This is a genomic window from Kutzneria chonburiensis (assembly GCF_028622115.1).
Taxonomy (GTDB): Bacteria; Actinomycetota; Actinomycetes; order Mycobacteriales; family Pseudonocardiaceae; genus Kutzneria; species Kutzneria chonburiensis.
Map to the genome: position 1 here is coordinate 5,698,375 of NZ_CP097263.1, position 20,088 is coordinate 5,718,462.

21 protein-coding genes are annotated in these 20,088 nt (G+C 71.0%); 4 read left to right on the plus strand and 17 right to left on the minus strand.

Annotation, left to right across the window (positions count from 1 at the left end; genetic code table 11):
• Nucleotides 1-49: 49 nt before the first annotated feature.
• From M3Q35_RS25665 to M3Q35_RS25700, 8 genes are all read right to left on the minus strand, one after another.
• Entirely contained in the window at nucleotides 50-2,278 is a 2,229-nt protein-coding gene (locus tag M3Q35_RS25665) for a polyribonucleotide nucleotidyltransferase (RefSeq protein WP_273935064.1), read from the minus strand.
• A gap of 217 nt (nucleotides 2,279-2,495) precedes the next feature.
• Entirely contained in the window at nucleotides 2,496-2,765 is a 270-nt protein-coding gene (rpsO, locus tag M3Q35_RS25670) for a 30S ribosomal protein S15 (RefSeq protein ID WP_116174156.1), read from the minus strand.
• A 114-nt stretch (nucleotides 2,766-2,879) separates the two neighbouring features.
• The gene (locus tag M3Q35_RS25675) at nucleotides 2,880-3,089 is read right to left on the minus strand and encodes a 2'-5' RNA ligase family protein (RefSeq protein ID WP_273935065.1); all 210 of its coding nucleotides are present in this window, start codon (nucleotides 3,087-3,089) and stop codon (nucleotides 2,880-2,882) included.
• Nucleotides 3,090-3,195: 106 nt separating this feature from the next.
• The gene (locus M3Q35_RS25680; RefSeq protein WP_273935066.1) at nucleotides 3,196-3,678 is read right to left on the minus strand and encodes a helix-turn-helix domain-containing protein; all 483 of its coding nucleotides are present in this window, start codon (nucleotides 3,676-3,678) and stop codon (nucleotides 3,196-3,198) included.
• Between the two features lie 71 nt (nucleotides 3,679-3,749).
• Nucleotides 3,750-4,673 (minus strand): bifunctional riboflavin kinase/FAD synthetase, encoded by a 924-nt coding sequence (locus tag M3Q35_RS25685; protein ID WP_273935067.1) that lies wholly within the window; start codon nucleotides 4,671-4,673, stop codon nucleotides 3,750-3,752.
• Between the two features lie 90 nt (nucleotides 4,674-4,763).
• The gene (gene truB, locus M3Q35_RS25690) at nucleotides 4,764-5,696 is read right to left on the minus strand and encodes a tRNA pseudouridine(55) synthase TruB (RefSeq protein ID WP_379794278.1); all 933 of its coding nucleotides are present in this window, start codon (nucleotides 5,694-5,696) and stop codon (nucleotides 4,764-4,766) included.
• 31 nt (nucleotides 5,697-5,727) lie between these two features.
• A complete protein-coding gene (locus M3Q35_RS25695) occupies nucleotides 5,728-7,053 on the minus strand; it encodes an MFS transporter (RefSeq protein ID WP_273935068.1) in 1,326 nt (441 codons plus the stop codon).
• 94 nt (nucleotides 7,054-7,147) lie between these two features.
• Complete coding sequence (locus M3Q35_RS25700; RefSeq protein ID WP_273935069.1) at nucleotides 7,148-8,446, minus strand: MATE family efflux transporter; 1,299 nt, start codon at nucleotides 8,444-8,446, stop codon at nucleotides 7,148-7,150.
• Between the two features lie 80 nt (nucleotides 8,447-8,526).
• On the opposite strand from M3Q35_RS25700, the gene M3Q35_RS25705 reads away from it, so the two are divergent.
• A complete protein-coding gene (locus tag M3Q35_RS25705; protein WP_273935070.1) occupies nucleotides 8,527-9,402 on the plus strand; it encodes an aminoglycoside phosphotransferase family protein in 876 nt (291 codons plus the stop codon).
• Nucleotides 9,399-9,740: a GNAT family N-acetyltransferase gene (locus M3Q35_RS25710; RefSeq protein WP_273935071.1), complete on the plus strand. Its 342-nt coding sequence runs from the start codon at nucleotides 9,399-9,401 to the stop codon at nucleotides 9,738-9,740. The genes M3Q35_RS25705 and M3Q35_RS25710 overlap by 4 nt, the downstream gene beginning before the upstream one ends.
• 89 nt (nucleotides 9,741-9,829) lie before the next feature.
• Here M3Q35_RS25710 and M3Q35_RS25715 read toward each other — a convergent pair whose 3' ends face one another.
• The 8 genes from M3Q35_RS25715 to rimP all read right to left on the minus strand — a co-directional run bounded on the left by M3Q35_RS25715 (nucleotide 9,830) and on the right by rimP (nucleotide 18,108).
• Entirely contained in the window at nucleotides 9,830-10,891 is a 1,062-nt protein-coding gene (locus M3Q35_RS25715) for a chitinase (RefSeq protein ID WP_273935072.1), read from the minus strand.
• 166 nt (nucleotides 10,892-11,057) lie between these two features.
• Nucleotides 11,058-12,047, minus strand: coding sequence for a DHH family phosphoesterase (locus M3Q35_RS25720; RefSeq protein ID WP_273935073.1), 990 nt, complete (start codon nucleotides 12,045-12,047; stop codon nucleotides 11,058-11,060).
• A 15-nt stretch (nucleotides 12,048-12,062) separates the two neighbouring features.
• Nucleotides 12,063-12,515, minus strand: coding sequence for a 30S ribosome-binding factor RbfA (rbfA, locus tag M3Q35_RS25725; RefSeq protein WP_273935074.1), 453 nt, complete (start codon nucleotides 12,513-12,515; stop codon nucleotides 12,063-12,065).
• Nucleotides 12,516-12,549: 34 nt separating this feature from the next.
• Nucleotides 12,550-12,846 (minus strand): DUF503 domain-containing protein, encoded by a 297-nt coding sequence (locus M3Q35_RS25730; RefSeq protein ID WP_116174320.1) that lies wholly within the window; start codon nucleotides 12,844-12,846, stop codon nucleotides 12,550-12,552.
• Between the two features lie 66 nt (nucleotides 12,847-12,912).
• Nucleotides 12,913-16,113, minus strand: coding sequence for a translation initiation factor IF-2 (gene infB / locus M3Q35_RS25735; protein WP_273935075.1), 3,201 nt, complete (start codon nucleotides 16,111-16,113; stop codon nucleotides 12,913-12,915).
• A 114-nt stretch (nucleotides 16,114-16,227) separates the two neighbouring features.
• Nucleotides 16,228-16,554 (minus strand): YlxR family protein, encoded by a 327-nt coding sequence (locus M3Q35_RS25740; RefSeq protein WP_273935076.1) that lies wholly within the window; start codon nucleotides 16,552-16,554, stop codon nucleotides 16,228-16,230.
• Nucleotides 16,555-16,576: 22 nt separating this feature from the next.
• The gene (nusA, locus tag M3Q35_RS25745; protein WP_273935077.1) at nucleotides 16,577-17,590 is read right to left on the minus strand and encodes a transcription termination factor NusA; all 1,014 of its coding nucleotides are present in this window, start codon (nucleotides 17,588-17,590) and stop codon (nucleotides 16,577-16,579) included.
• A complete protein-coding gene (gene rimP / locus M3Q35_RS25750; protein WP_273935078.1) occupies nucleotides 17,587-18,108 on the minus strand; it encodes a ribosome maturation factor RimP in 522 nt (173 codons plus the stop codon). The genes nusA and rimP overlap by 4 nt, the downstream gene beginning before the upstream one ends.
• A 179-nt stretch (nucleotides 18,109-18,287) precedes the next feature.
• Here rimP and M3Q35_RS25755 point away from each other — a divergent pair, with 179 nt between their 5' ends.
• Both M3Q35_RS25755 and M3Q35_RS25760 read left to right on the plus strand, forming a co-directional pair.
• Entirely contained in the window at nucleotides 18,288-18,773 is a 486-nt protein-coding gene (locus M3Q35_RS25755; RefSeq protein ID WP_273935079.1) for a hypothetical protein, read from the plus strand.
• On the plus strand, nucleotides 18,770-19,213 hold the full coding sequence (locus M3Q35_RS25760) for a ferritin-like domain-containing protein (protein ID WP_273935080.1): 444 nt from the start codon (nucleotides 18,770-18,772) through the stop codon (nucleotides 19,211-19,213). Before M3Q35_RS25755 ends, M3Q35_RS25760 begins: the two co-directional genes overlap by 4 nt.
• A gap of 128 nt (nucleotides 19,214-19,341) precedes the next feature.
• On the opposite strand, the gene M3Q35_RS25765 is transcribed toward M3Q35_RS25760, so the two are convergent.
• Nucleotides 19,342-20,058 carry a hypothetical protein gene (locus M3Q35_RS25765; RefSeq protein WP_273935081.1) on the minus strand — a complete coding sequence of 239 codons (717 nt, stop codon included), beginning with the start codon at nucleotides 20,056-20,058 and terminating at the stop codon, nucleotides 19,342-19,344.
• Nucleotides 20,059-20,088: the final 30 nt, after the last annotated feature.

The window sequence follows — 20,088 nt, forward strand, 5'->3', positions numbered from 1 at the left end:
GCCAGGACGGCCGCGGGAAACCCCGCGGCCGTCCTCGAGTTGCTCAGACTCACTGGGCGGCCGGCTCCGGCTGCTCTTCGGTCTTCGGCGCCTCGGCGGCGGCCGCGTCCTCCTCGGACACGAGCACCAGGCTGATCTTGCCGCGGTTGTCGATGTCGGCGATCTCCACGCGGAGCTTGTCGCCGACCTTGACCACGTCCTCGACCTTGGCGATGCGCTTGCCCTGGCCCAGCTTGGAGATGTGCACCAGGCCGTCACGGCCGGGCAGCAGCGAGACGAACGCGCCGAAGGCGGCGGTCTTGACGACCGTGCCCAGGAAGCGCTCGCCCACCTTGGGCAGCTGCGGGTTGGCGATCGCGTTGATCAGGCCGATGGCCGCCTCGGCCGACGGGCCGTCGGCCGCGCCGACGTAGATCGTGCCGTCGTCCTCGATGGAGATGTCGGCGCCGGTCTGCTCGGTGATCGAGTTGATCATCTTGCCCTTCGGGCCGATGACCTCGCCGATCTTGTCGACCGGGATGTTGATGGCCGTCACGCGCGGGGCGAACGGGGACATCTCGTCCGGCCGGTCGATGGCCTCCTCGATGACCTCGAGGATGGTCAGGCGCGCGTCGCGGGCCTGACCCAGCGCCTGGGCCAGCACCTCGGACGGGATGCCGTCCAGCTTGGTGTCCAGCTGCAGCGCGGTCACGAACTCCTTGGTGCCGGCGACCTTGAAGTCCATGTCGCCGAACGCGTCCTCGGCGCCGAGGATGTCGGTCAGCGCGACATAGCGGGTCTCGCCGTCGACCTCGTCGGAAACCAGGCCCATGGCGATGCCGGCGACCGGGGCCTTGAGCGGCACACCGGCGTTGAGCAGCGACATGGTCGAGGCGCAGACCGAGCCCATCGAGGTGGAGCCGTTGGAGCCCAGCGCCTCGGAGACCTGGCGGATCGCGTACGGGAACTCGTCCCGCTTGGGCAGCACCGGCACCAGGGCCCGCTCGGCCAGCGCGCCGTGGCCGATCTCGCGCCGCTTGGGCGAGCCGACCCGACCGGTCTCACCGGTGGAGAAGGGCGGGAAGTTGTAGTGGTGCAGGTAGCGCTTGTGCGTCTCCGGGGACAGCGAGTCGATCTGCTGCTCCATGCGCAGCATGTTCAGCGTGGTGACACCCAGGATCTGGGTCTCGCCCCGCTCGAACAGCGCCGAGCCGTGGGCCCGCGGGATGAGCGCGACCTCGGCCGACAGCTGGCGGATGTCGGTCAGGCCACGGCCGTCGATGCGGATCTTGTCGCGCAGCACGCGCTGGCGGACGAGCTTCTTTGTCAGCGACCGGAACGCGGCGCCGATCTCCTTCTCGCGGCCCTCGAACTGCTCGGCCAGCTTCTCCAGCGCGGCGGCCTTGACCTCGTCGAGGCGGCCCTCGCGCTCCTGCTTGCCGGCGATGGTCAGCGCCTGGGCCAGCTCGCCGCTCACCGCGGCCTCGACGGCCTCGAAGGCGTCGGCCTGGTAGGCCAGGTACTGCGGGAACTCGCCGGTCGGCTTGGCGGCCTTCTCGGCCAGCTCCTGCTGGGCAACGCACAGGGCGCGGATGAACGGCTTCGCGGCCTCCAGGCCGGAGGCGACGACCTGCTCGTTCGGCGCGCCGGCGCCGCCCGCGATCAGGTCGATGACGTTCTCGGTGGCCTCGGCCTCGACCATCATGATGGCGACGTCGTCACCGACGATGCGGCCGGCGACCACCATGTCGAAGGTGGCCCGCTCCAGCAGCTCGTAGGTCGGGAAGGCGACCCACTGGCCGTCGATCAGGGCGACGCGGACGCCGCCGATCGGGCCGGAGAACGGCAGGCCGGCCAGCTGGGTGGAGGCGGACGCGGCGTTGATCGCGACCACGTCGTACAGGTCGGCCGGGTTCAGGCTCTGCACGGTGATGACGACCTGGATCTCGTTGCGCAGGCCGTCGACGAAGGACGGGCGCAGCGGGCGGTCGATCAGGCGGCAGGTGAGGATGGCGTCGGTGGAGGGACGGCCCTCGCGGCGGAAGAAGGCGCCGGGGATACGGCCGACGGCGTACATCCGCTCCTCGACGTCCACCGTCAGCGGGAAGAAGTCGAACTGGTCCTTCGGGTGCTTGGACGCCGTGGTGGCGCTCAGCAGCATGGTCTCGTCGTCCAGGTAGGCGACGACGCTGCCGGCGGCCTGACGGGCCAGCCGGCCCGTCTCGAAGCGCACGGTGCGCTGGCCGAACGTGCCGTTGTCGATCACGGCGGTGGTCTCGTGGACCTCGAAATCGGTCATGTAGTTGGTTCTCCTCATCACAGGGAGACGCAGGCGGTCCCTGGCGACGAGGCCGGTCTTCGATCGAAGTCCGCGGGATGCTCCCGGGGACCACTACCGAGGACCGGCGTACCCGTACTTCGCCGTGCGCCGCCGCGCGTGTCCCGTTGTTCTCTTGTTTGTTTAGGGGTCTTACCTGCGGAGAGGGGGAGCGGCCACCGGCCGCTCCCCTCGCTGCTCATCGACGCAGGCCGAGCCGCTGGATCAGCGACCGGTAGCGCTCGATGTCGGTCTTGGTCAGGTAGTTCAGCAGCCGACGGCGGCGACCCACCATCAGCAGCAGGCCACGACGGGAGTGGTGGTCGTGCTTGTGGAAACGCAGGTGCTCGGTGAGGTCGCTGATGCGCTTGCTGAGCAGCGCGATCTGGGCCTCGGGCGATCCGGTGTCCCCATCCTTCAAGCCGTACTCGGCGAGAATGGTCTTCTTCTGCTCGGTGGACAGTGCCACTTTTCTGCTCTCATTCCTGTCGCGGTCGTCCCGTGATGCCCCCTGCGAGAGGGGGTTGTCGGTACCGGCCGCCACGGACCGCAGCCGGACCCAAACACCGAGGTTAGCAGGTGTTCAAGGACGGCCGCGCAGCAGCACCGCGTCGAGGGCCGAATAGCGGTACCCCCGCAGGGTCCGCTCGCTCCGCATGAGCACCAGCTCGCTCGACGTCCACCAAGGTCCTTTGTAACCCACAAGTGGGACGACGTCGAGCGACTTTCCCCGCGCGATGGTCAGGTGCGGGGTGAAGGAGTGCCGCTCGGCGTGCGCGGCGGGGGTGGTCACGGAACGCGGCTTCTGACGCGTGTTCGATGACCGTCCACACGGGAGACGGGCCGGCCCCACAGGGGCCGAGCCCGCGACGCCGGAGGCGGCGCCGACGAGCACAGCCTCATACCTGCGGGAAGGCCGCCCGGCGGAGCAGCTCGGCCAGCCAGGGGTGGTGGTCGCGGACGGTCTCGGCGGCGCGGGTCAGGTCCTCGGGACGGGCCACGCGGCGCAGGGCCTGCACGGCGGCGACGTCGGCCCGGCCGTCGTGCACGGGCAGGGCCTCGCGGTCCACGGTCGGCTTGGACTCGCGCACGTCGTCCAGGGCCTGCTGCATGGCCGTCCGGTCGCCGGAGGCGACGCCGGGGGTGAGGATCTTGCGCTCCAGCATGATCAAGCGGGCCAGCACGGCCGGGTTGCCGATCTTGGCGCGGCGGCCGCTCATCACCTGGCTGAGCATGGGGGCGCTGATGCCGAGCACGTCGGCGAGGTAGGCCTGGGAGATGTCGAAGGCCACGACGAGCCGGCGGACCCGGTCGCCCAGCGGCTCGCCGTACCACTCACGTTGCAGCGCCAGGTTGCGCTGGACGATCTTGTGGTCCTCCAAGGGTCCCCCTGTCCGGTTTGCATTCGCACGCGGGCCGATCGTAGCTGATCGGCGGGGGTGGCACGGCCGGTTCAGGCCAGCAGCCGGCGGGCCTCTTCCACGTCCTCGCGCATCTGCACGACAAGATCGTCACTGGAGTTGAACTTCAGCTGACCGCGCAGCCGCGCAACAAAGTCCAGCGCCACCCGCTGCCCGTAGAAGTCCTCGTTCACGTCCAGCACGAACGCCTCGACGCGGCGCTCCCGGCCCGAGAACGTGGGGTTCGTGCCGACCGACACGGCCGCGTTGCGAACCTGGCCGCCCTGAAGGAAACGGCACGCGTACACGCCGTCGGCCGGCACCGCCGCGAACTTCGGCGTGGACAGGTTGGCCGTCGGGAAACCGAGGTCGCGGCCACGGCCGTCGCCCCGGACCACTATGCCTTCCAGCCGGTGCGGCCGGCCCAGCGCGTGCTCAGCCGCCACCACGTCGCCGGCGTCGATGCAGGCCCGGATGTACGTCGAGGAGTAGACCAGGCTGTCCTCGCTGACCAGGCTCTCTCCCTCGGCGGTGAAGCCGAAGCGGCTGCCCAGCGTGCGCAGCAGCGTCACGTCGCCCTGCGCGCCCTTGCCGAAGGTGAAGTTCTCCCCCACCACCACGGCCGCCACGTGCAGCTGCTCCACCAGCAGCTCGTGCACGAACACGTCCGCCGGCATCCGCGACAGCTCCGGGGTGAAGGGCAGCACGCAGAACACGTCCACGCCCAGCTCCTCCACGAGGTCGGCGCGGCGCTTCAACGTGGTCAGCTGGGCCGGATGGCTGCCCGGGCGGACCACCTCGGACGGGTGCGGGTCGAAGGTCATGACCACGCTCGGCAGGTCCCGCTTGGCCGCCAACTCCACCGCCCGGCTGATCAGCTCGCGGTGGCCGCGATGGACCCCGTCGAACACGCCGATCGTCAGGACACAGCGGCCCCAGCCGCTAGGGAGATGCTCGAGCCCACGCCACCGCTGCACAGCCACGAGCCTACCCACCGGTACCCGCCCCGACGCCGTGAAGGGGCTTTCCCGCACTCGGAGTGCGGGAAAGCCCCTTCACGCACTTCGTCAGTCGACGGCCAGGAGGACCAGGGGCTTCGAGGCGCCTTCGGTGTCCACGGCCAACGCCAGCGCGCGACCGTCCGGGCCGAACACGCCGTACGGGCCCTCGATGCCGGCGGCCGGGAGCTTGCGGCCGTGGGACAGCGCGGCGGCCGACGGCAGGTCGATGTCGTGTCGCGGGAACGCCGTGTTGACGGCCTCGCCCAGGTCCAGCGACAGTGCCGGCTCTTCCTCGAGCTGCTCCAGGGTCCGGGCGGTACGCAGGTCGAACGGGCCGACGCGGGTCCGGCGCAGGGCGACCAGGTGGCCGCCGACGCCGAGCTTCTGCCCGAGGTCGCGGGCCAGCGCCCGGACGTAGGTGCCGGACGAGCACTCAACCATCACGTCCAGCTCGGTGCCGGTCTCGTCCCGGCGCACCAGCAGCAGGTCGAACCGGCTGACCGTGACCGGCCGCGCGGCCAGCTCGACCTCCTCGCCGGCCCGCACCCGCGCGTACGCCCGCTTGCCGTCCACCTTGACCGCGCTGACCGAGCTCGGCACCTGCATGATGTCGCCGGTCAGCAGGGCGATCTCGGCCCGCACCAGGTCCTCGTCCACCTGCGACCCGTCGGCCTCGAACGTGACCTCGCCCTGGGCGTCGTCGGTGGTGGTGGCCGCGCCCAGCCGGATGGTGGCCAGGTAGGCCTTGGTGTCCATGGCCAGGTGCCCCAGCAGCTTGGTGGCCCGCTCGATGCCGAGCACGAGCACCCCGGTGGCCATCGGGTCCAGGGTGCCGGCGTGCCCGACCTTGCGGGTGCCCATGATGCGACGGGCCCGGGCGACCACGTCGTGCGAGGTCAGCCCGGCGGGCTTGTCCACGACCACCAGGCCGGCGTTGGCGGTGGTGCCGGGCGTGCGCTGGCGGTTCTGCGGGCGTCGAGAGCGAAGCGGTTGTGACACAGCCAAAGATTCTGTCACGCCCGGATCGAACTCACGCTGCCGCGGGCCCAATAACCTCGTCCCACCGGCGCCGCTGGAGCTGCACCGGAACTTCCTCGCCACGGGCGGCTGCGTGCAGCACCACGGCCCGGGCCCGACGCCACCAGATGGCCATCCGCCAGGTGCCCAGCGACTGCACGGCCAACACGGCCACGAAGGCGATCCGGAACGCGTTCTGCTGGCCAAGGCCCTCGGCCAGGCCGAGCAGCACACCGACGGCCAGGGCGGCGATCGTGGTGGCGACGAAGCCGCCCACGTTGACCACGCCGGTCGCGGTGCCGACGATCCGGTTCGGGTTGTAGTCCTTGGCCAGGGCGAAGCCGACCGACGAGGCCGGCCCGCCGACGGCGAACAGCGCGAAGGCGATCACCAGCAGCCACAACGGAAGCCGGCCCGGCACGATCAGCAGCAGCGTCCACACCGCACCGGACGTGACCAGGTACGCGGCGGCCAGCGGCACGCGCAGCTCGGGGTTGCGGCTGATCAACGTGCCGACGACCGGGCTGAGGATGAGGCCGCCGATGACCAGCAGGCTGAGCACGGAACCGGCGGTCTCGACGCTGAGTCCCTGCGCCTGCACCAGATACGGCACGCCCCAGAGCAGGCCGAGCGTGGTCGGCGCGACCATCGTGCTGAAGTGCACCCAGAAGCCGAGCCGGGTGCCGGGCGTACGCCAGGCGTTGGCGATGTTGCGCACGACCTCACGCGGCGTGACCCGCTCGACCACCGGCGCGGGCACGCCGTGCGGCAGATCACGCAGCCGGGTCGCGGCGACCGTGGCGTAGACGGCGGTGGCGGCGCCGGCGACCAGGAAGGTCATGGTCCAGCCGGCGTTGTGCAGCAGCAGGGTCAGCGGCACGGTGGCGACGAGGTTGCCGGCCGAGCCGATCATCGCCGACAGCGACATGACCACGGCGTACTTGCGGGCCGGGAAGTGGCCGCCGATCAGGCGCAGCACGCTGACCCAGGTCATGGCGTCGCCGAGGCCGAGCACGCCGCGGGCGATCAGGCCGAGCGGGTAGCTGTCGGCGATGGCGAACAGGATCTGGCCGAGGCCCATGAAGATCGCCGCCGCGGTGAGCAGCTTGCGCGGGCCGAACCGGTCGACCAGCAGGCCGGTCGGCACCTGCATGGCGGCGTAGACGAAAACCTGGAGCACGGTGAATGTGCTGAGTGCGGCGGGTCCGACGCCGAAGCGGTCGGCGGCGGCCAGTCCGGCCACGCCGAGAGAAGAGCGGTGGAAGACGGCGAAGAGGTAGACGACGACGGCGGTGATCCAGACCACCCAGGCTTGACGGGTGGCGCGCGAGGCCGGCACGGCTGTCCTTCCAGATGGTTCAGAAACGTAGGATGTCCACACCTATCATCGCCGCTGGTCAGCGTGTTGTTAACCGCTTCAGACGTGCACTCCGTCACACGCCCGTGACGGCCCAGCGCCCGGATTTCGTCCGCAGCACCACGGCGACCAGCCGGAACACCATGAACGTCGACAGCCCGGTCCAGATTCCGAGCAGTCCCCAGTGGAACGCCAGCGACAGCCACACCAGCGGCACGAAGCCGACGAGCGCGCTGACGACGGTGGCAGTGCGCAGGAACTTGGCGTCGCCCGCACCGAGCAGCACGCCGTCCAGGGCGAACACCACGCCGGCGATCGGTTGCAGCAGCACGAAAAGCCACCAGGCGTGCGGGATTTCCGCCAGCACACCGGGCGCCGAGGTGAACACCCGAGGAAGAACGCTGTACAGGGCGGCAAAAACCACCGACAGCGCGATGCCGAACACCAGCCCGTACCGGGTCACCTGCCAGGCCAAGGACTTCGCCTCGTCGTCCCGCCCCGCGCCCAGCGCCGCGCCGACCAGCGACTGCGCGGCAATGGCCAACGAGTCCAGCACGAGCGCGAGGAAACTCCACAGCTGCAACACGATCTGGTGTGCGCCGACCGCGTCGGTCGAGGTGCGCGACGCCACCGACAGCGCCGAGATGAACGACAGCTGGAAGGCCAGCGTGCGGATCACCAGGTCACGGCCGAGGCCCAGCTGCGCCCTGATGAGCGGCGGCACCGGCTTCAGCGGCACCCTCTCCTTGACCAGCGCGGAGACGAACAGCGCCGCCGCCACCGTTTGCGCAAACACGTTGGCCACGGCCGAGCCCTCAAGGCCCCAGCCGAGGACGTAGACGAGGATCGGGTTCAGCACCACGGAAAGCCCGTTGCCCAGCAGCACGTACACCAGCGGGCGTCTGGTGTCCTGGACGCCTCGCATCCAGCCGTTGCCGGCCATCGTGATCAGCACCATCGGTGCGCCGAACAATGCGATGCGCAGCCAGCCCACGCCGGCGTCCGCGATGGGTCCCTTGCCCGCCAACAGTTCCGCCACGGGCGTGGCCAACAGTTGGCCCAGGATCAGCACGGCCAGGCCGACTCCGACCGCCAACCACGTGGCCTGCACGCCTTCTTCGACCGCGTCGCCACGCCGTCCCGCGCCGTGCAATCGGGCCGTGCGCGAGGTCGTGCCGTACGAGAGGAAAGTCAGCGCACTGGACACCTGCGAGAACAGCAGGCCGCCGAGCGCGAGGCCGGCCAGCGGCAGCGCGCCCAGGTGGCCGACGACCGCCGTGTCGACGAGCACGTACAGCGGCTCGGCCGCGAGCACACCCAGGGCCGGAACCGCCAGGGCGAAAACCTGTCTCGCTGAGCCCGCACGCACCGTCACCTGCCCAATGTGCACCGAGCCTCGCTCGGACCGCGAATTATGTGATGGCACTTACGGTTGCGTTGTCCCAGTATGTGGCCATGCGGATGCACACGGACGAGATCGACTCCACCCCCGAGCTGGTCCGGGCGCTGATCACCGAACAGTTCCGGCAGTGGGCCGATCTCCCGATCGAACGTGTCGATTCCTCCGGCACCGACAACGCGATGTTCCGCCTCGGCGACGAGCTGGCCGTGCGGCTGCCGCGCCGGCCGTTCGTCGCGGCAGCCCTGAACAAGGAGCTGCGCTGGCCGGCCGTGCTGGCCCCGCAACTGCCGGTCCAGGTGCCGGTCCCGGTCGGGATCGGCGAGCCCAACGACGACTTCCCGTTCCCGTGGGCCGTGCTGCGGTGGATCGACGGCCGCAATCCGGTGGTCGGAGCCCTGGCCGAGCCCGAGGCGTTGGCCCGCGACCTGGCCGAGTTCATCCAGGCCCTGCGCAAGATCGATCCCACCGGCGGGCCGGCGCAGCGCCGCGGCGTGCCGTTGGGTTCGCCCGGCCGCGACACACCGACCCGTGAGGCCATCTCCCAGCTCGACGACGACATCGACACCGCTGCCGCCCTGGCCTTGTGGGACCGGGCCATCGCCCTGCCCGAGCCGCCCGGCGTCTTCTGGTCGCACGGCGACCTCTCCCCCGGCAACGTACTCGTGCGGAACGGCCGGCTCGCCGCCGTGATCGACTTCGGCGGTGTCGGCATCGGCGACCCCACCGTGGATCTCGTTATCGCGTGGAACCTGTTGCCGGGCGGGGCTCGTGACGTCTTCCGTGAAGCGCTGGACATCGACGACGAGACGTGGGAACGCGGCCGCGCCTGGGCGATGTCCATCGCCCTGATCCAGTTGCCCTACTACCGGGACACGAATCCCGGGCTGTCGGCCAACTCCCGGCACGTGCTGAGCGAGGTGCTGGCGTGAACCTGGTGCTGCATCCCGTGACGATGGCCGACCTCGACGACTTCCTTGCCCTGCACGCCGTGGAGACCACGCGGTCGCCGGAGTCGCTCACGCAGCTGCTGCGGGACTTCTGCGCGGTTTGGGAAAGCGGCGAGCACGGCTACTGGCGGATCGAGTTCGAGGGTCGGACGGCCGGCTACGGCGGCGTGAAACCCACGTGGCACAACGGCCAACAGGTGTGGAACCTGTACTACCGAATGTGGCCGGCGGTGCGGGGCAGGGGAATAGCCACGGAGATGGCACGCAAGGCCATCTCCGTGGCGAGGAGCTGCATCCGGATTGGCCGGTCGCGGTGGTGACCCGGCCGGACAACGTGCCGTCCATCCGACTCGCCGAGGGCGTCGGGATGACCAGGCATCCCGACGCCGACGGCTGGGCGGTTTTCGTGCTACCGGCCCTCTAGCGACTTCACGTTGTTGCCGAAGCTCCAGCCCTTCGAACCGTCCCAGTTGACCGACCACGTCATCAGGCCCTTGATGCCGCTGACACTTCGGTAGGCCTGTGACACCAGGCTGGTCGACATGTAGCCGCCGCCGGCCCCGGACTGCGCCGGCAGACCGGGAACCTGCTTGTCGTAAGGAACCTTGATGGTGGTGCCCTGCACGACCAGGCCGTTGTTCAGGCACTGGGTCTGCACGGTGAAGCCCTGCACGGTGCCGGCCTGGTAGGAGTCGCCCTTGCAGCCGTACATGGAACCGTTGTAGTACTGCATGTTCAGCCACCACAGCCGGCCGTTGTCGGCGTACTTCTTGATGATCGGCAGGTACGCGCCCCAGATGGAGCCGTACGTGATGGAACCGCCGGTGACGTAAGCGGTTTCCGGGGCCATGGTGAGGCCGAAGTTGGACGGCATCTTGGCCAGCACGCCGTCGATGATGCGGATCAGGTTGGACTGCGAGGCCGACAGGGTCTTGATGTTGCCGGTGTCGGTCAGGCCGGTCTCGATGTCGATGTCGATGCCGTCGAAGTTGTAGGTCTTCAGGATCGGCACGATGGTGTTCACGAACCGGTCGGCCACGGTGCTCGAGCTCAGGTCGATACCGGCGGCCGCGCCGCCGATGGACAGCAGCAGGGTCGCCCCGGCCGCCTTGGCCGCGCAGTTGTCGGCCGGCGTGCCGACCTTCACCCCGGCGTCCATGCCGTCCTGCCACAGCGCCGTGCCGTCGGACCGGATCACCGGGAAGGCTTCGTTGATCACGTTGTAGCCGTGCTGCGCGATCCGGCTGTCGGTGACCGGTATCCAGCCGAGGCCGGGATGCACGCCGTTGGCCGCGCCGTCCCAGTTCTCCCAGTAGCCCTGGAGCACCTTGCCGGCGGGCCGGGACTTCACCGCACACGTGTCCGCGTGAGGCGAGGCAGGGGTCGCCTGTGCGGACGCCAGACCGAGCGCCGGGACGGCTAGCGCGGCGGCAAGGACTGCCGTCAGGGTCCGCGATATCCGACCGAACATGGCCAGCTCCCATCGTCGAAGGGTGGCGGCGGCCGGACCCTCGACGATACCGGGGAGCGCCGAGGTGGTCTAGACCAGATTCGGGCAACCCAGCACTCACACATGCGCTTCCTATGTGGCGTCTGGTGCCACATAGGAAGCGCATGTGGCGCAAGAGCGGAGAGTGTCAGTGGGCGGGGGTAGCCTCGGCGAGGGCGGAGCGGATGCCGGCGATGACGTTCTCGGCGGTGCCGGGGGCGGTGAAGCCGGCGGCCAGGCGATGACCGCCGCCGCCGAAGCGCACGGCCACGGAGCGCACGTCGAGGCGGCCGACGGCCCGCAGCGACACCGTCCACGTGCCGGCCGGGGTTTCTTTCAGGACTGCGGCAACTTCGGCCTCGGACGTCGAGCGGACTACGTCGATCACGCTCTCGATCTCCTCGGCCCGCACGCCCACGACATCGGCTTGGCGCACGACGGCGTAGACAAAACCCAAGCCCTGCGCGGCATCCGGCTCCAACTGGGCGGCCGCGAGCACCGAGGAAAGCATGCCCAGCCACGCGAACGGATGGCTGTCCATCAGTGAGCGGATCAGCCCGGACCCGTCGACGCCGGCCTCCAGCAGGCGGGCGGCCAGGCGGTGGGTCTCGGGCTTGGCGAAGCGGAAGGACACGGTGTCGGTGGCGATGCCGGCGTACAGGCAGCGGGCGATGGGCTCGTCGATCTCCACGCCGAGCTCGCCCAGCAGCCGGGCGACGATCACCGCGGTGGCCTCGGCCCGGTCGTCGACCAGGTTGTGGCTGCCGTAGCGGGTGTTCGACACGTGATGGTCGACGACCAGCGCGGCGCCGGCGGAAGCCACCCGATCGGCCAACGGACCGAGCCGGTCGAGGCTGCCGGTGTCCAGCGCGACCAGTAGTCCACAAGCCGCCGGCACGTCCGAAGCCGGCACGAACAGGCTCTCGGAATCCAACATCCGCAGCGACTCCGGCACCGCCGACGGCGAGCCGAAGGACACCCGCACGGTGGCGCCACGACGCCGCAGCGCCAGGCCGAGGGCCAGGGCGCTGCCCAACGCGTCGGCGTCGGGATTGACGTGGGCCAGCAGCGTGACGTCGGCCGCCGCGGCCAGCAGGGCCGCGGCGGCCGCGACATCGACCTGTTCGGATGAGCTCACACGAGGCAAGCTACGTCACTCCGCGTCGGACTCCTCCTCGCGGGGAGCCTTGTACGGGTCGGCCTCGCCGGCCGGCTGCGCGGTGGACGCCAGCTGCGCCACCTCGGCGTCCGACTCACGGGCTTTCGCCAGCAGCTCGTCGATCCGCTTGGAGTCGGTCGGCACGGTGTCGGCCCGGAAGGCCAGCGTCGGCGTGAACCGCACGCCGGTCTGCTGCCCGACCATGGTCCGCAGCACACCGGTGGCGCTGGTCAGCGCGGCGGTGACGGCGGCGTGGTCGGGAGCGGACTCCAGGTTGTCGCCGAGCACGGTGTAAAACACGGTCGCGTCGTGCAGGTCAGGGGTGACCCTGGCGTCGGTGATGGTGACCCGGGCCAGCCGGGGGTCCTTCACCTCGTGTTCCAGCGCGGACGCCACGATCTGGGCGATCCGCTTGGCGAGCCTGCGGGCGCGGGCCTGGTCGGCCACGGCGCTCCTCCTCATGAGTAGTGACAGTTTGGAACTAGTCGTCCTCGGGGCCGAGCAGCCGCTGTCGGGCCGACAGGACCTGAAGCTCGGGCCGGGAGGACACCAGCCGCTCACACGCGTCGAGCACGTCACGGACGTGCTCCGCGTCGGCGGCGACCACCGACACCCCGACCAGGGCGCGGCGGTGCAGATCGAGATGACCGGCCTCGGCCACCGAGACCTCGTACTTGCGCCGGATCTCGGCCAGCACGGGCCGGACCACGGAGCGCTTCTCCTTGAGCGAGTGGACGTCGCCCAGCAGCACGTCCAACTCGAGGGCACCGACGAACATCAGCATCACCGTGGGCGGACGCCGACGGGGCCGGCCGGCAGGCCGGCCCCGTCGCACGCCACTTGATCAGTTGCGGGGCTTCTCCCGCATCTCGTACGTCTCGACCGTGTCGCCGACCCGCAGGTCGCCGTAGTTGCCGAGGGTGAGACCGCACTCGAAGCCCTCGCGGACCTCGGTCACGTCGTCCTTGAAGCGACGCAGCGAGGTCAGGGTCAGGCTCTCCTGGATCACGACGTTGTCGCGGATCAGGCGGGCCTTCGAGTTGCGCTTGAGCTCGCCGGACATCACCAGGCAGCCGGCGATGGTGCCGACCTTGGAGGACTTGAAGACGTCGCGCACCTCGGCCCGGCCGAGCTGCACCTCCTCGTACTCCGGCTTGAGCATGCCCTTGAGGGCCTGCTCGATCTCGTCGATCGCCTGGTAGATGACCGTGTAGTAGCGAACCTCGACGCCCTCGCGGTTGGCCAGCTCGGTGGCCCGGCCCTCGGCCCGGACGTTGAAGCCCAGGACGATGGTGTTGTCCGTCGCGGTGGCGAGGTTGATGTCGCTCTCCGTGACCCCACCGACGCCGCGGTGCACCACGTGCAGCTCGACGTCCTCGCCGACCTCGATGTTCATCAACGCGGCTTCCAGCGCCTCGACGGTGCCGGAGTTGTCGCCCTTGATGACCAGGTTGAGCTGGCTGGTCTCCTTCAGCGCGGCGTCCAGGTCCTCCAGGCTGACGCGCTTGCGGCGGGACGCGTTGAGGGCGTTGCGGGTACGGGCCTGGCGGCGCTCGGCGATCTGCCGGGCCACCCGGTCCTCCTCCACGACCAGGAAGGTGTCGCCGGCCCCGGGAACCGAGGTCAGACCGATCACCTGCACCGGACGCGAGGGCATTGCCTCGATGACGTCCTCGTTGTGCTCGTCGACCATGCGCCGGACGCGCCCGTAGGCGTCGCCGGCGACGATCGAGTCGCCCACCCGCAGCGTGCCGCGCTGCACCAGCACCGTGGCCACCGGACCGCGACCGCGGTCAAGGTGCGCCTCGATCGCGACGCCCTGGGCCTCCATGTTCGGGTTGGCCCGCAGGTCGAGCGCGGCGTCCGCGGTCAGCAGGATCGCCTCCAGGAGCTGGTCGATGTGCAACCCCTGCTTCGCCGAGATGTCGACGAACATGGTGTCGCCGCCGTACTCCTCGGCGACCAGGTTGTACTCGGTCAGCTGCTGGCGGATCTTCTGCGGGTTCGCGCCTTCCTTGTCGATCTTGTTCACCGCGACCACGATCGGCGCGTTGGCCGCCTGGGCGTGGTTGATCGCCTCCACCGTCTGCGGCATCACGCCGTCGTCAGCGGCGACGACGATGACCGCGATGTCGGTGGAGTTGGCGCCACGGGCCCGCATGGCGGTGAACGCCTCGTGACCCGGGGTGTCGATGAAGGTGATGAGGCGCGGCTTGCCCTCCAGCTCGGTCTCGACCTGGTAGGCGCCGATGTGCTGGGTGATGCCGCCGGCCTCGCCCTCGTGCACGTTGGCCTTGCGGATGGTGTCCAGCAGTCGGGTCTTACCGTGGTCGACGTGACCCATGACGGTCACCACCGGCGGCCGGATCACGAGGTCGTCCTCGCCACCGGCGTCCTCGCCGTAGGTGATGTCGAAGGTCTCCAGCAGCTCCCGGTCCTCTTCCTCGGGCGAGACCACGTTGACCACGTAGTTCATCTCGTTGCCGAGGAGCTCGAGGATCTCGTCGGAGACCGACTGGGTCGCCGTGACCATCTCGCCGATGTGGAACAGCACCTGCACCAGCGCCGCCGGGTTCGCGTTGATCTTCTCCGCGAAGTCGGTCAGCGACGCGCCGCGCGGCAGCCGGATGGACTCCCCGTTGCCACGGGGCAGCCGGACACCGCCGACGCTGGGCGCCTGCATGTTGTCGAACTCTTGACGCTTCTGGCGCTTGGACTTGCGACCACGACGCGCGGGACCGCCGGGACGGCCGAACGCACCCGCGGCGCCGCCACGACCGCCGGGACCACCCGGACGACCGCCGCCGCCACGGAAGCCACCGCCGCCGGCCGGGGCGCCACCGCCACCACCGGGACGGAAACCGCCGCCGCCACCGCCGCCGCCCCCACCGGGACCGCCACGGAAACCGCCGCCACCGCCGCCGCCCCCACCGGGACCGCCACGGAAACCGCCGCCACCGCCGCCGCCCCCACCGGGACCGCCACGGAAACCGCCGCCACCGCCGCCGCCCCCACCGGGACCGCCACGGAAGCCACCGCCACCGCCGCCACCAGGGCCGCGGCCGCCGCCACCGGGACCGCCACCGGGACGACCGCCACCACCGGCCGGACGGGCCGGTCGGGGCGGCATCATGCCGGGGTTGGGCCGAGGCGGCATGTTGCCCGGGGTCGGGCGGGGACCACGGTCGCCACCGCGGTCGCCGGCCGGACGGTCGCCGCGCGGGGCGCGGTCGGGCCGGCCGTCACCGGGACGCGGCCGGTCGCCGCCGCCCTGCGAGGGCGGGCCGGGACGGGGCCCGGCCGGACGCGGCGCCGGCGCGTTGGAGCCGACACCGAACGGGTTGTTGCCGGGCCGCGGCGCGCGCGGGCCGGGCTTGGGGCCCTGCTGGCGCGGCGGCACCGTGGAGCCGCCGTCCGGCTGCTGCGGCTGCTGCCGCGGGCCGGGACGGGGGCCGGCGCCGGGGCGCTGACCCTGGCCCTGGGCGGGCCGGGACGGCGCCTGCTGGCCGGCCGACGCGGCGGCCGGAGCCTGCTGCGACGGCTGCTGCGGACGCTGCTGCTGCGGCGCCGGCGCGGGGGCCGGGCTGGACAGCGTGGGCTGCGTAGGGGCGCCCTTGAATTGACTCTGCGGAGCCTGGGTCTGGGGGGCGGCTGCCGGGGCCTGCGGGGCAGCCGCGGCCGGAGCCGGGGCGGCCGACGCGGCGGCCGGGGTCTCGGCCGGCTTGGGGCCGGGGCGCGGACCCGGACGCGGGCCGGGCATGGGGGGACGCTGGCCGGAGGCCGGCGTCGTGGGCGTCGCACCGGTCGCGGCCGGGCTGGGCTTGGGCGCCGGCGGACCGGGGCGCGGGCCGGGCTTCGGCGCGCCGCCCCTGGCCTTGGTGTCGCCCTTCTCGTAGGCGTCCCGCAGCCTGCGGGCGACCGGGGCCTCCACGGTGGAGGACGCGGACTTCACGTACTCGCCCTGTTCGGCGAGCTTGTTGAGCACTTCCTTGCTCGTGACGCCGAGCTCCTTCGCGAGCTCGTGCACTCGGGCCTTGCCTGCCACTGCTCTCCTCGTCTAGGGAGGCCGGGCGGCAAAGTCCCGCTCGACCTCGTCCTATCGTCGCGCGATCATGTCTTCAGCTTCACGGCTGACTCATGACGGGTCGACCTGCTTCCTCTACTCATCCGCAGCGGGGGCTTCCCGCGGCGGCACATCCCCAGCTGTGACCGACTCGAGATGAGCGGTCAAGACGGCGAGATCGAGCGCACCCTGGACCCGGAGGGCCCGTGGGAACGCCCGACGTCGCTCGGCGGCGCGCAGACACGCCGGATCGGGATGCAACCACGCGCCCCGACCAGGCAGCCCGCGTCTCGGGTCGGGGACGACGATCTCGTCCCTGGCCACCACGCGCAGCAGCTCGGAGTCCGACGCCTTCGCGCGGCATCCCACGCACGTCCGAATGGGACCGGTGGACGGGGGTGCCGGTTCTGAACGACGAACCACCGAAGATTCTATCCCCTCGAACTCACTCTGCCGAACCGGATACCTGACCGGACGGCGCGACCACCTCGGCGTCGGACTTGATGTCGATGCGCCAGCCGGTCAGCCGGGCCGCCAGCCGGGCGTTCTGGCCCTCCTTGCCGATGGCCAGCGACAGCTGGAAGTCGGGCACCACGACACGGGCGGTCTTGGCCCGCTCGTCGAGCACCCGGACGGAGATGACCTTGGCCGGTGACAGGGCATTCCCGACGAACGTGGCCGAGTCCTCGGAGAAGTCGATGATGTCGATCTTCTCGCCGGCCAGCTCGCTCATCACGTTGCGGACCCGGGCCCCCATCGGGCCGATGCAGGCGCCCTTGGCGTTCACGCCGGCCACCGTGGACCGCACCGCGATCTTGGAACGGTGACCTGCCTCACGTGCCACCGCCGGGATCTCGACGGTGCCGTCGGCGATCTCCGGGACCTCCAGCGCGAACAGCCGGCGGACCAGGTTGGGGTGGGTGCGGGACAGCGTGATCTGCGGGCCGCGGGAGCCGCGGGACACGCCGACCACGTAGCACTTGATCCGCTCGCCGTGCTCGTAGCGCTCGCCCGGCACCTGCTCGGCCGGCGGCAGCACGCCCTCGGTGTCACCCACCTGGACGACGACCATGCCGCGCGAGTTGGCCCGGGCGTCGCGCTGCACGACACCGGCGATGATCTCGCCCTCCTTGGCCGCGAACTCGCCGAAGGTGCGCTCGTGCTCGGCGTCGCGCAGCCGCTGGAGGATGACCTGGCGGGCGGTGGTGGCGGCGATCCGGCCGAAGCCCTCCGGCGTGTCGTCCCACTCCTCCTCGACCTGGCCGTCCGGACCGATGTCCTGGGCCAGCACCCGGACCAGGCCGGTCTTGCGGTCGATGTCCACCCTGGCGTGCGGCCGGTGGCCCTCGGTGTGCTTGTACGCGGTCAGCAGCGCGGTCTCGATGGCCTCGATGACGGTCTCGAACGGGATGTCCTTGTCCCGCTCGATCGTCCGGAGGGCGGCGATGTCGACGTTCATTCGGAATCCTCCTGACAGCCGCGCTCCAACAGCGCCAACTCCTCGACCGGCGGCTGCCGGAACTCCACTTCCACCACGGCCCGCTCGACGGCGCCGTGGCCGATCTCCCGCAGCTGGCCGTCGACCAGCAGCTGGACCGTCTCGTCGGTGACCCTGCCGACCCGGCCGGCGAACTCGGCCCCGTCGGTCTGGCGCACCTTGACCAGCCGGAACTTCGCCCGCCGCCAGTGGCGCGGTGCGGTCAGCGGCCGGTCGATGCCGGGCGAGGTCACCTCGAGGGTGTACGGGCCCGCGAGCACGTGGTCGTGCTCGTCGAGCGCGGCCGCGACGACGCGGCTGGCCTCGGCGATCGCGTCGAGGCCGACGCCCTCCTCGCCGTCGACCACCACCTTGACCAGTCGGCGACGGCCAGCCTGCTGCACGTCGAGCAGCTCGAGATCGAAGCCGATCGCCGAGACTGCCGCCCGGACGACCGGTTCGAGCTGCGCGGATATCTCCCCGCGCGGCGCGCTGGACACGTTCTCACTCCCCTGGTCGCTCTTACCGCATTCGGTTGTCACTGCCGCCACGCGGACGTGACGACATCGACCGGCGATGCCGTTCGCCGGTCGTGGTCGCCAAGCGTATCTCGTCGCTGAGCCGTCCAGACGCACGTGGACCGGAGTGGGTCGGGTGATTGCTGGCAAGATGACTCACCGTGACCCCTCAGCTCGACCGCCGGGCCCTGCTGCGCCTCGGGGCGCTCACGGTGTTGGCCGCGCCGGCCGTCGCCGCGTGCACGCCGACGCCGACCGCACCGCCGCCACCGGACCCGCTGGCCGCGCTGGCCGACGCCGCCGCCAAGGACGCCGCCACCGCCCGCGCGGCGGCCGCCAAGTTCCCGGCCGTGCAGGCCAAGTTCGAGCTCATCGCCACCAACCGGGACGCCCAGGCGGTCGCGCTGCGCAAGGAGATCGACCGGGCCACCCCGCCGCCGACGGCCACCACGGCCACCACCCCGTCGAGCCCGCCGCAGGGCACCGGCTACCCCGACCAGGCCGCCGCCATTGCCGGGCTGGCCGCCTCGCTCGGGGCCGCCCAGGACGCCGCCACCCAGGTCGCGCTGACCGTGCCGACCTACCGTGCCGGGCTCGTCGGCTCCGTCGTCGCCGGCTGCGCGTGCTTGAAGGAGCTGCTCTCGTGACGTCTCCCTCCGACCAGTCCGTCGACGCCTTGCAGCGGGCCCTGGCCTCCGAGCACGCCGCCATCTGGGCCTACGGCCTGGCCGGCGCCTTCCTGCCGGCGGGCTCCGATCCCGCGCTGGCCAAGGGCTCCGAGGCCCACACCGCCCGCCGCGACGCCACCATCACGCTGGTCAAGAAGGCCGGCGCCACGCCAAAGTCGGCCGAGCCCGGCTACACCACGCCCCAGCCGCTGACCAACCAGTCGTCGGCCTTCGTGCTGTTGGTGGCGGCCGAGGCCGACGCCGCGGCGGCCTGGCGGTCGGTGCTCGAGTACACCTCGGATCAGGCGATCCGGAAGACCGCCCTGGACGCCCTCACCGACGCCGCCGTACGGGCCATGTCCTGGCGCCAGGCCGGCGGCCAGACCCCGTCCACGCCGGCGCTGCCCGGCCAGCCCTGAGCAAGATCAAGGGACCGATCCTCGCGTTGAACGTCAGGAAGGACCCCTTCCTGACATCGCCGGCAAGATCAAGGGACCGATACTGGCGTTCAACGTCAGTAAGGGGCCCTTCCTGACACGAACCGCCGCTACTTGCCGGCCAGGCGGAGGGCGTCGGTGCTGATGTCCTTGAGCTTGGCCCTGTCGGGGTGGCCGCCGACCAGGGCGGTCAACGCGATGGTGGTGACGTTGGCGTTGGTGGCGGCGGCGTAGCCACCGTCCTGCAACTGGCTGGTGGTCGGCATGTTGGCCGCGGTGACGCCGCCGTCCTTGAGCAGGTCGTAGACGTTGCCGGTGTTGTCGCTGCTGGTGATCTGTCTGAGCTGCTCGGCGTCCCCGTTGCTGCCCATCTTCACATCGATCAGGGACACCACCGCAGTGGTGCCGTCCGGCAGCGTCGAGGAGTACAGCGACCGCACGAGCTGCTGGCAGGGGTGGTCCTTGAGGAACACCTGGGTCTTGTTGAAGGCGTGCTGGGCGCAGTCGGTGTCGGTGGCGGGACCGGCGACCCGGGTGAAGGTGTACTTGCCGGCGCTGTCGACCTGGCTGGACGCGGCCTCGGCCACGCCGGCCACGTGACTCGGCTGCACGGCCCAGAACACCAGCCCGGACAGCACCGCGACACCGACCAGCCCCAAGCCCTGGAGCAGCAGCTTGTTGCGCTTGTCCGGCCCGGGATCACGGCCGCCGGCGGGCTCGGCGTCGTAGAACTCCGGGGGTAGCTGGAACGGCGAGGTGTCAGCCGGCCCGGCCGTCACGGGGGCGGTCCGCCAGGTCGCCTGATCTTGGGGGTACGACTCCGACACATCCAGCACCGTAACGGGTGACCGATTCCG

What these genes read in the sequence shown, in the direction of transcription:
- M3Q35_RS25665 (WP_273935064.1), bottom strand. Translation starts at nt 2,278, where the DNA reads ATGACCGATTTCGAGGTCCACGAGACCACCGCCGTGATCGACAACGGC.
- M3Q35_RS25705 (WP_273935070.1), top strand. Translation starts at nt 8,527, where the DNA reads ATGCGGATGCACACGGACGAGATCGACTCCACCCCCGAGCTGGTCCGG.
- M3Q35_RS25715 (WP_273935072.1), bottom strand. Translation starts at nt 10,891, where the DNA reads ATGTTCGGTCGGATATCGCGGACCCTGACGGCAGTCCTTGCCGCCGCG.
- M3Q35_RS25730 (WP_116174320.1), bottom strand. Translation starts at nt 12,846, where the DNA reads ATGTTCGTCGGTGCCCTCGAGTTGGACGTGCTGCTGGGCGACGTCCAC.
- nusA (WP_273935077.1), bottom strand. Translation starts at nt 17,590, where the DNA reads ATGAACGTCGACATCGCCGCCCTCCGGACGATCGAGCGGGACAAGGAC.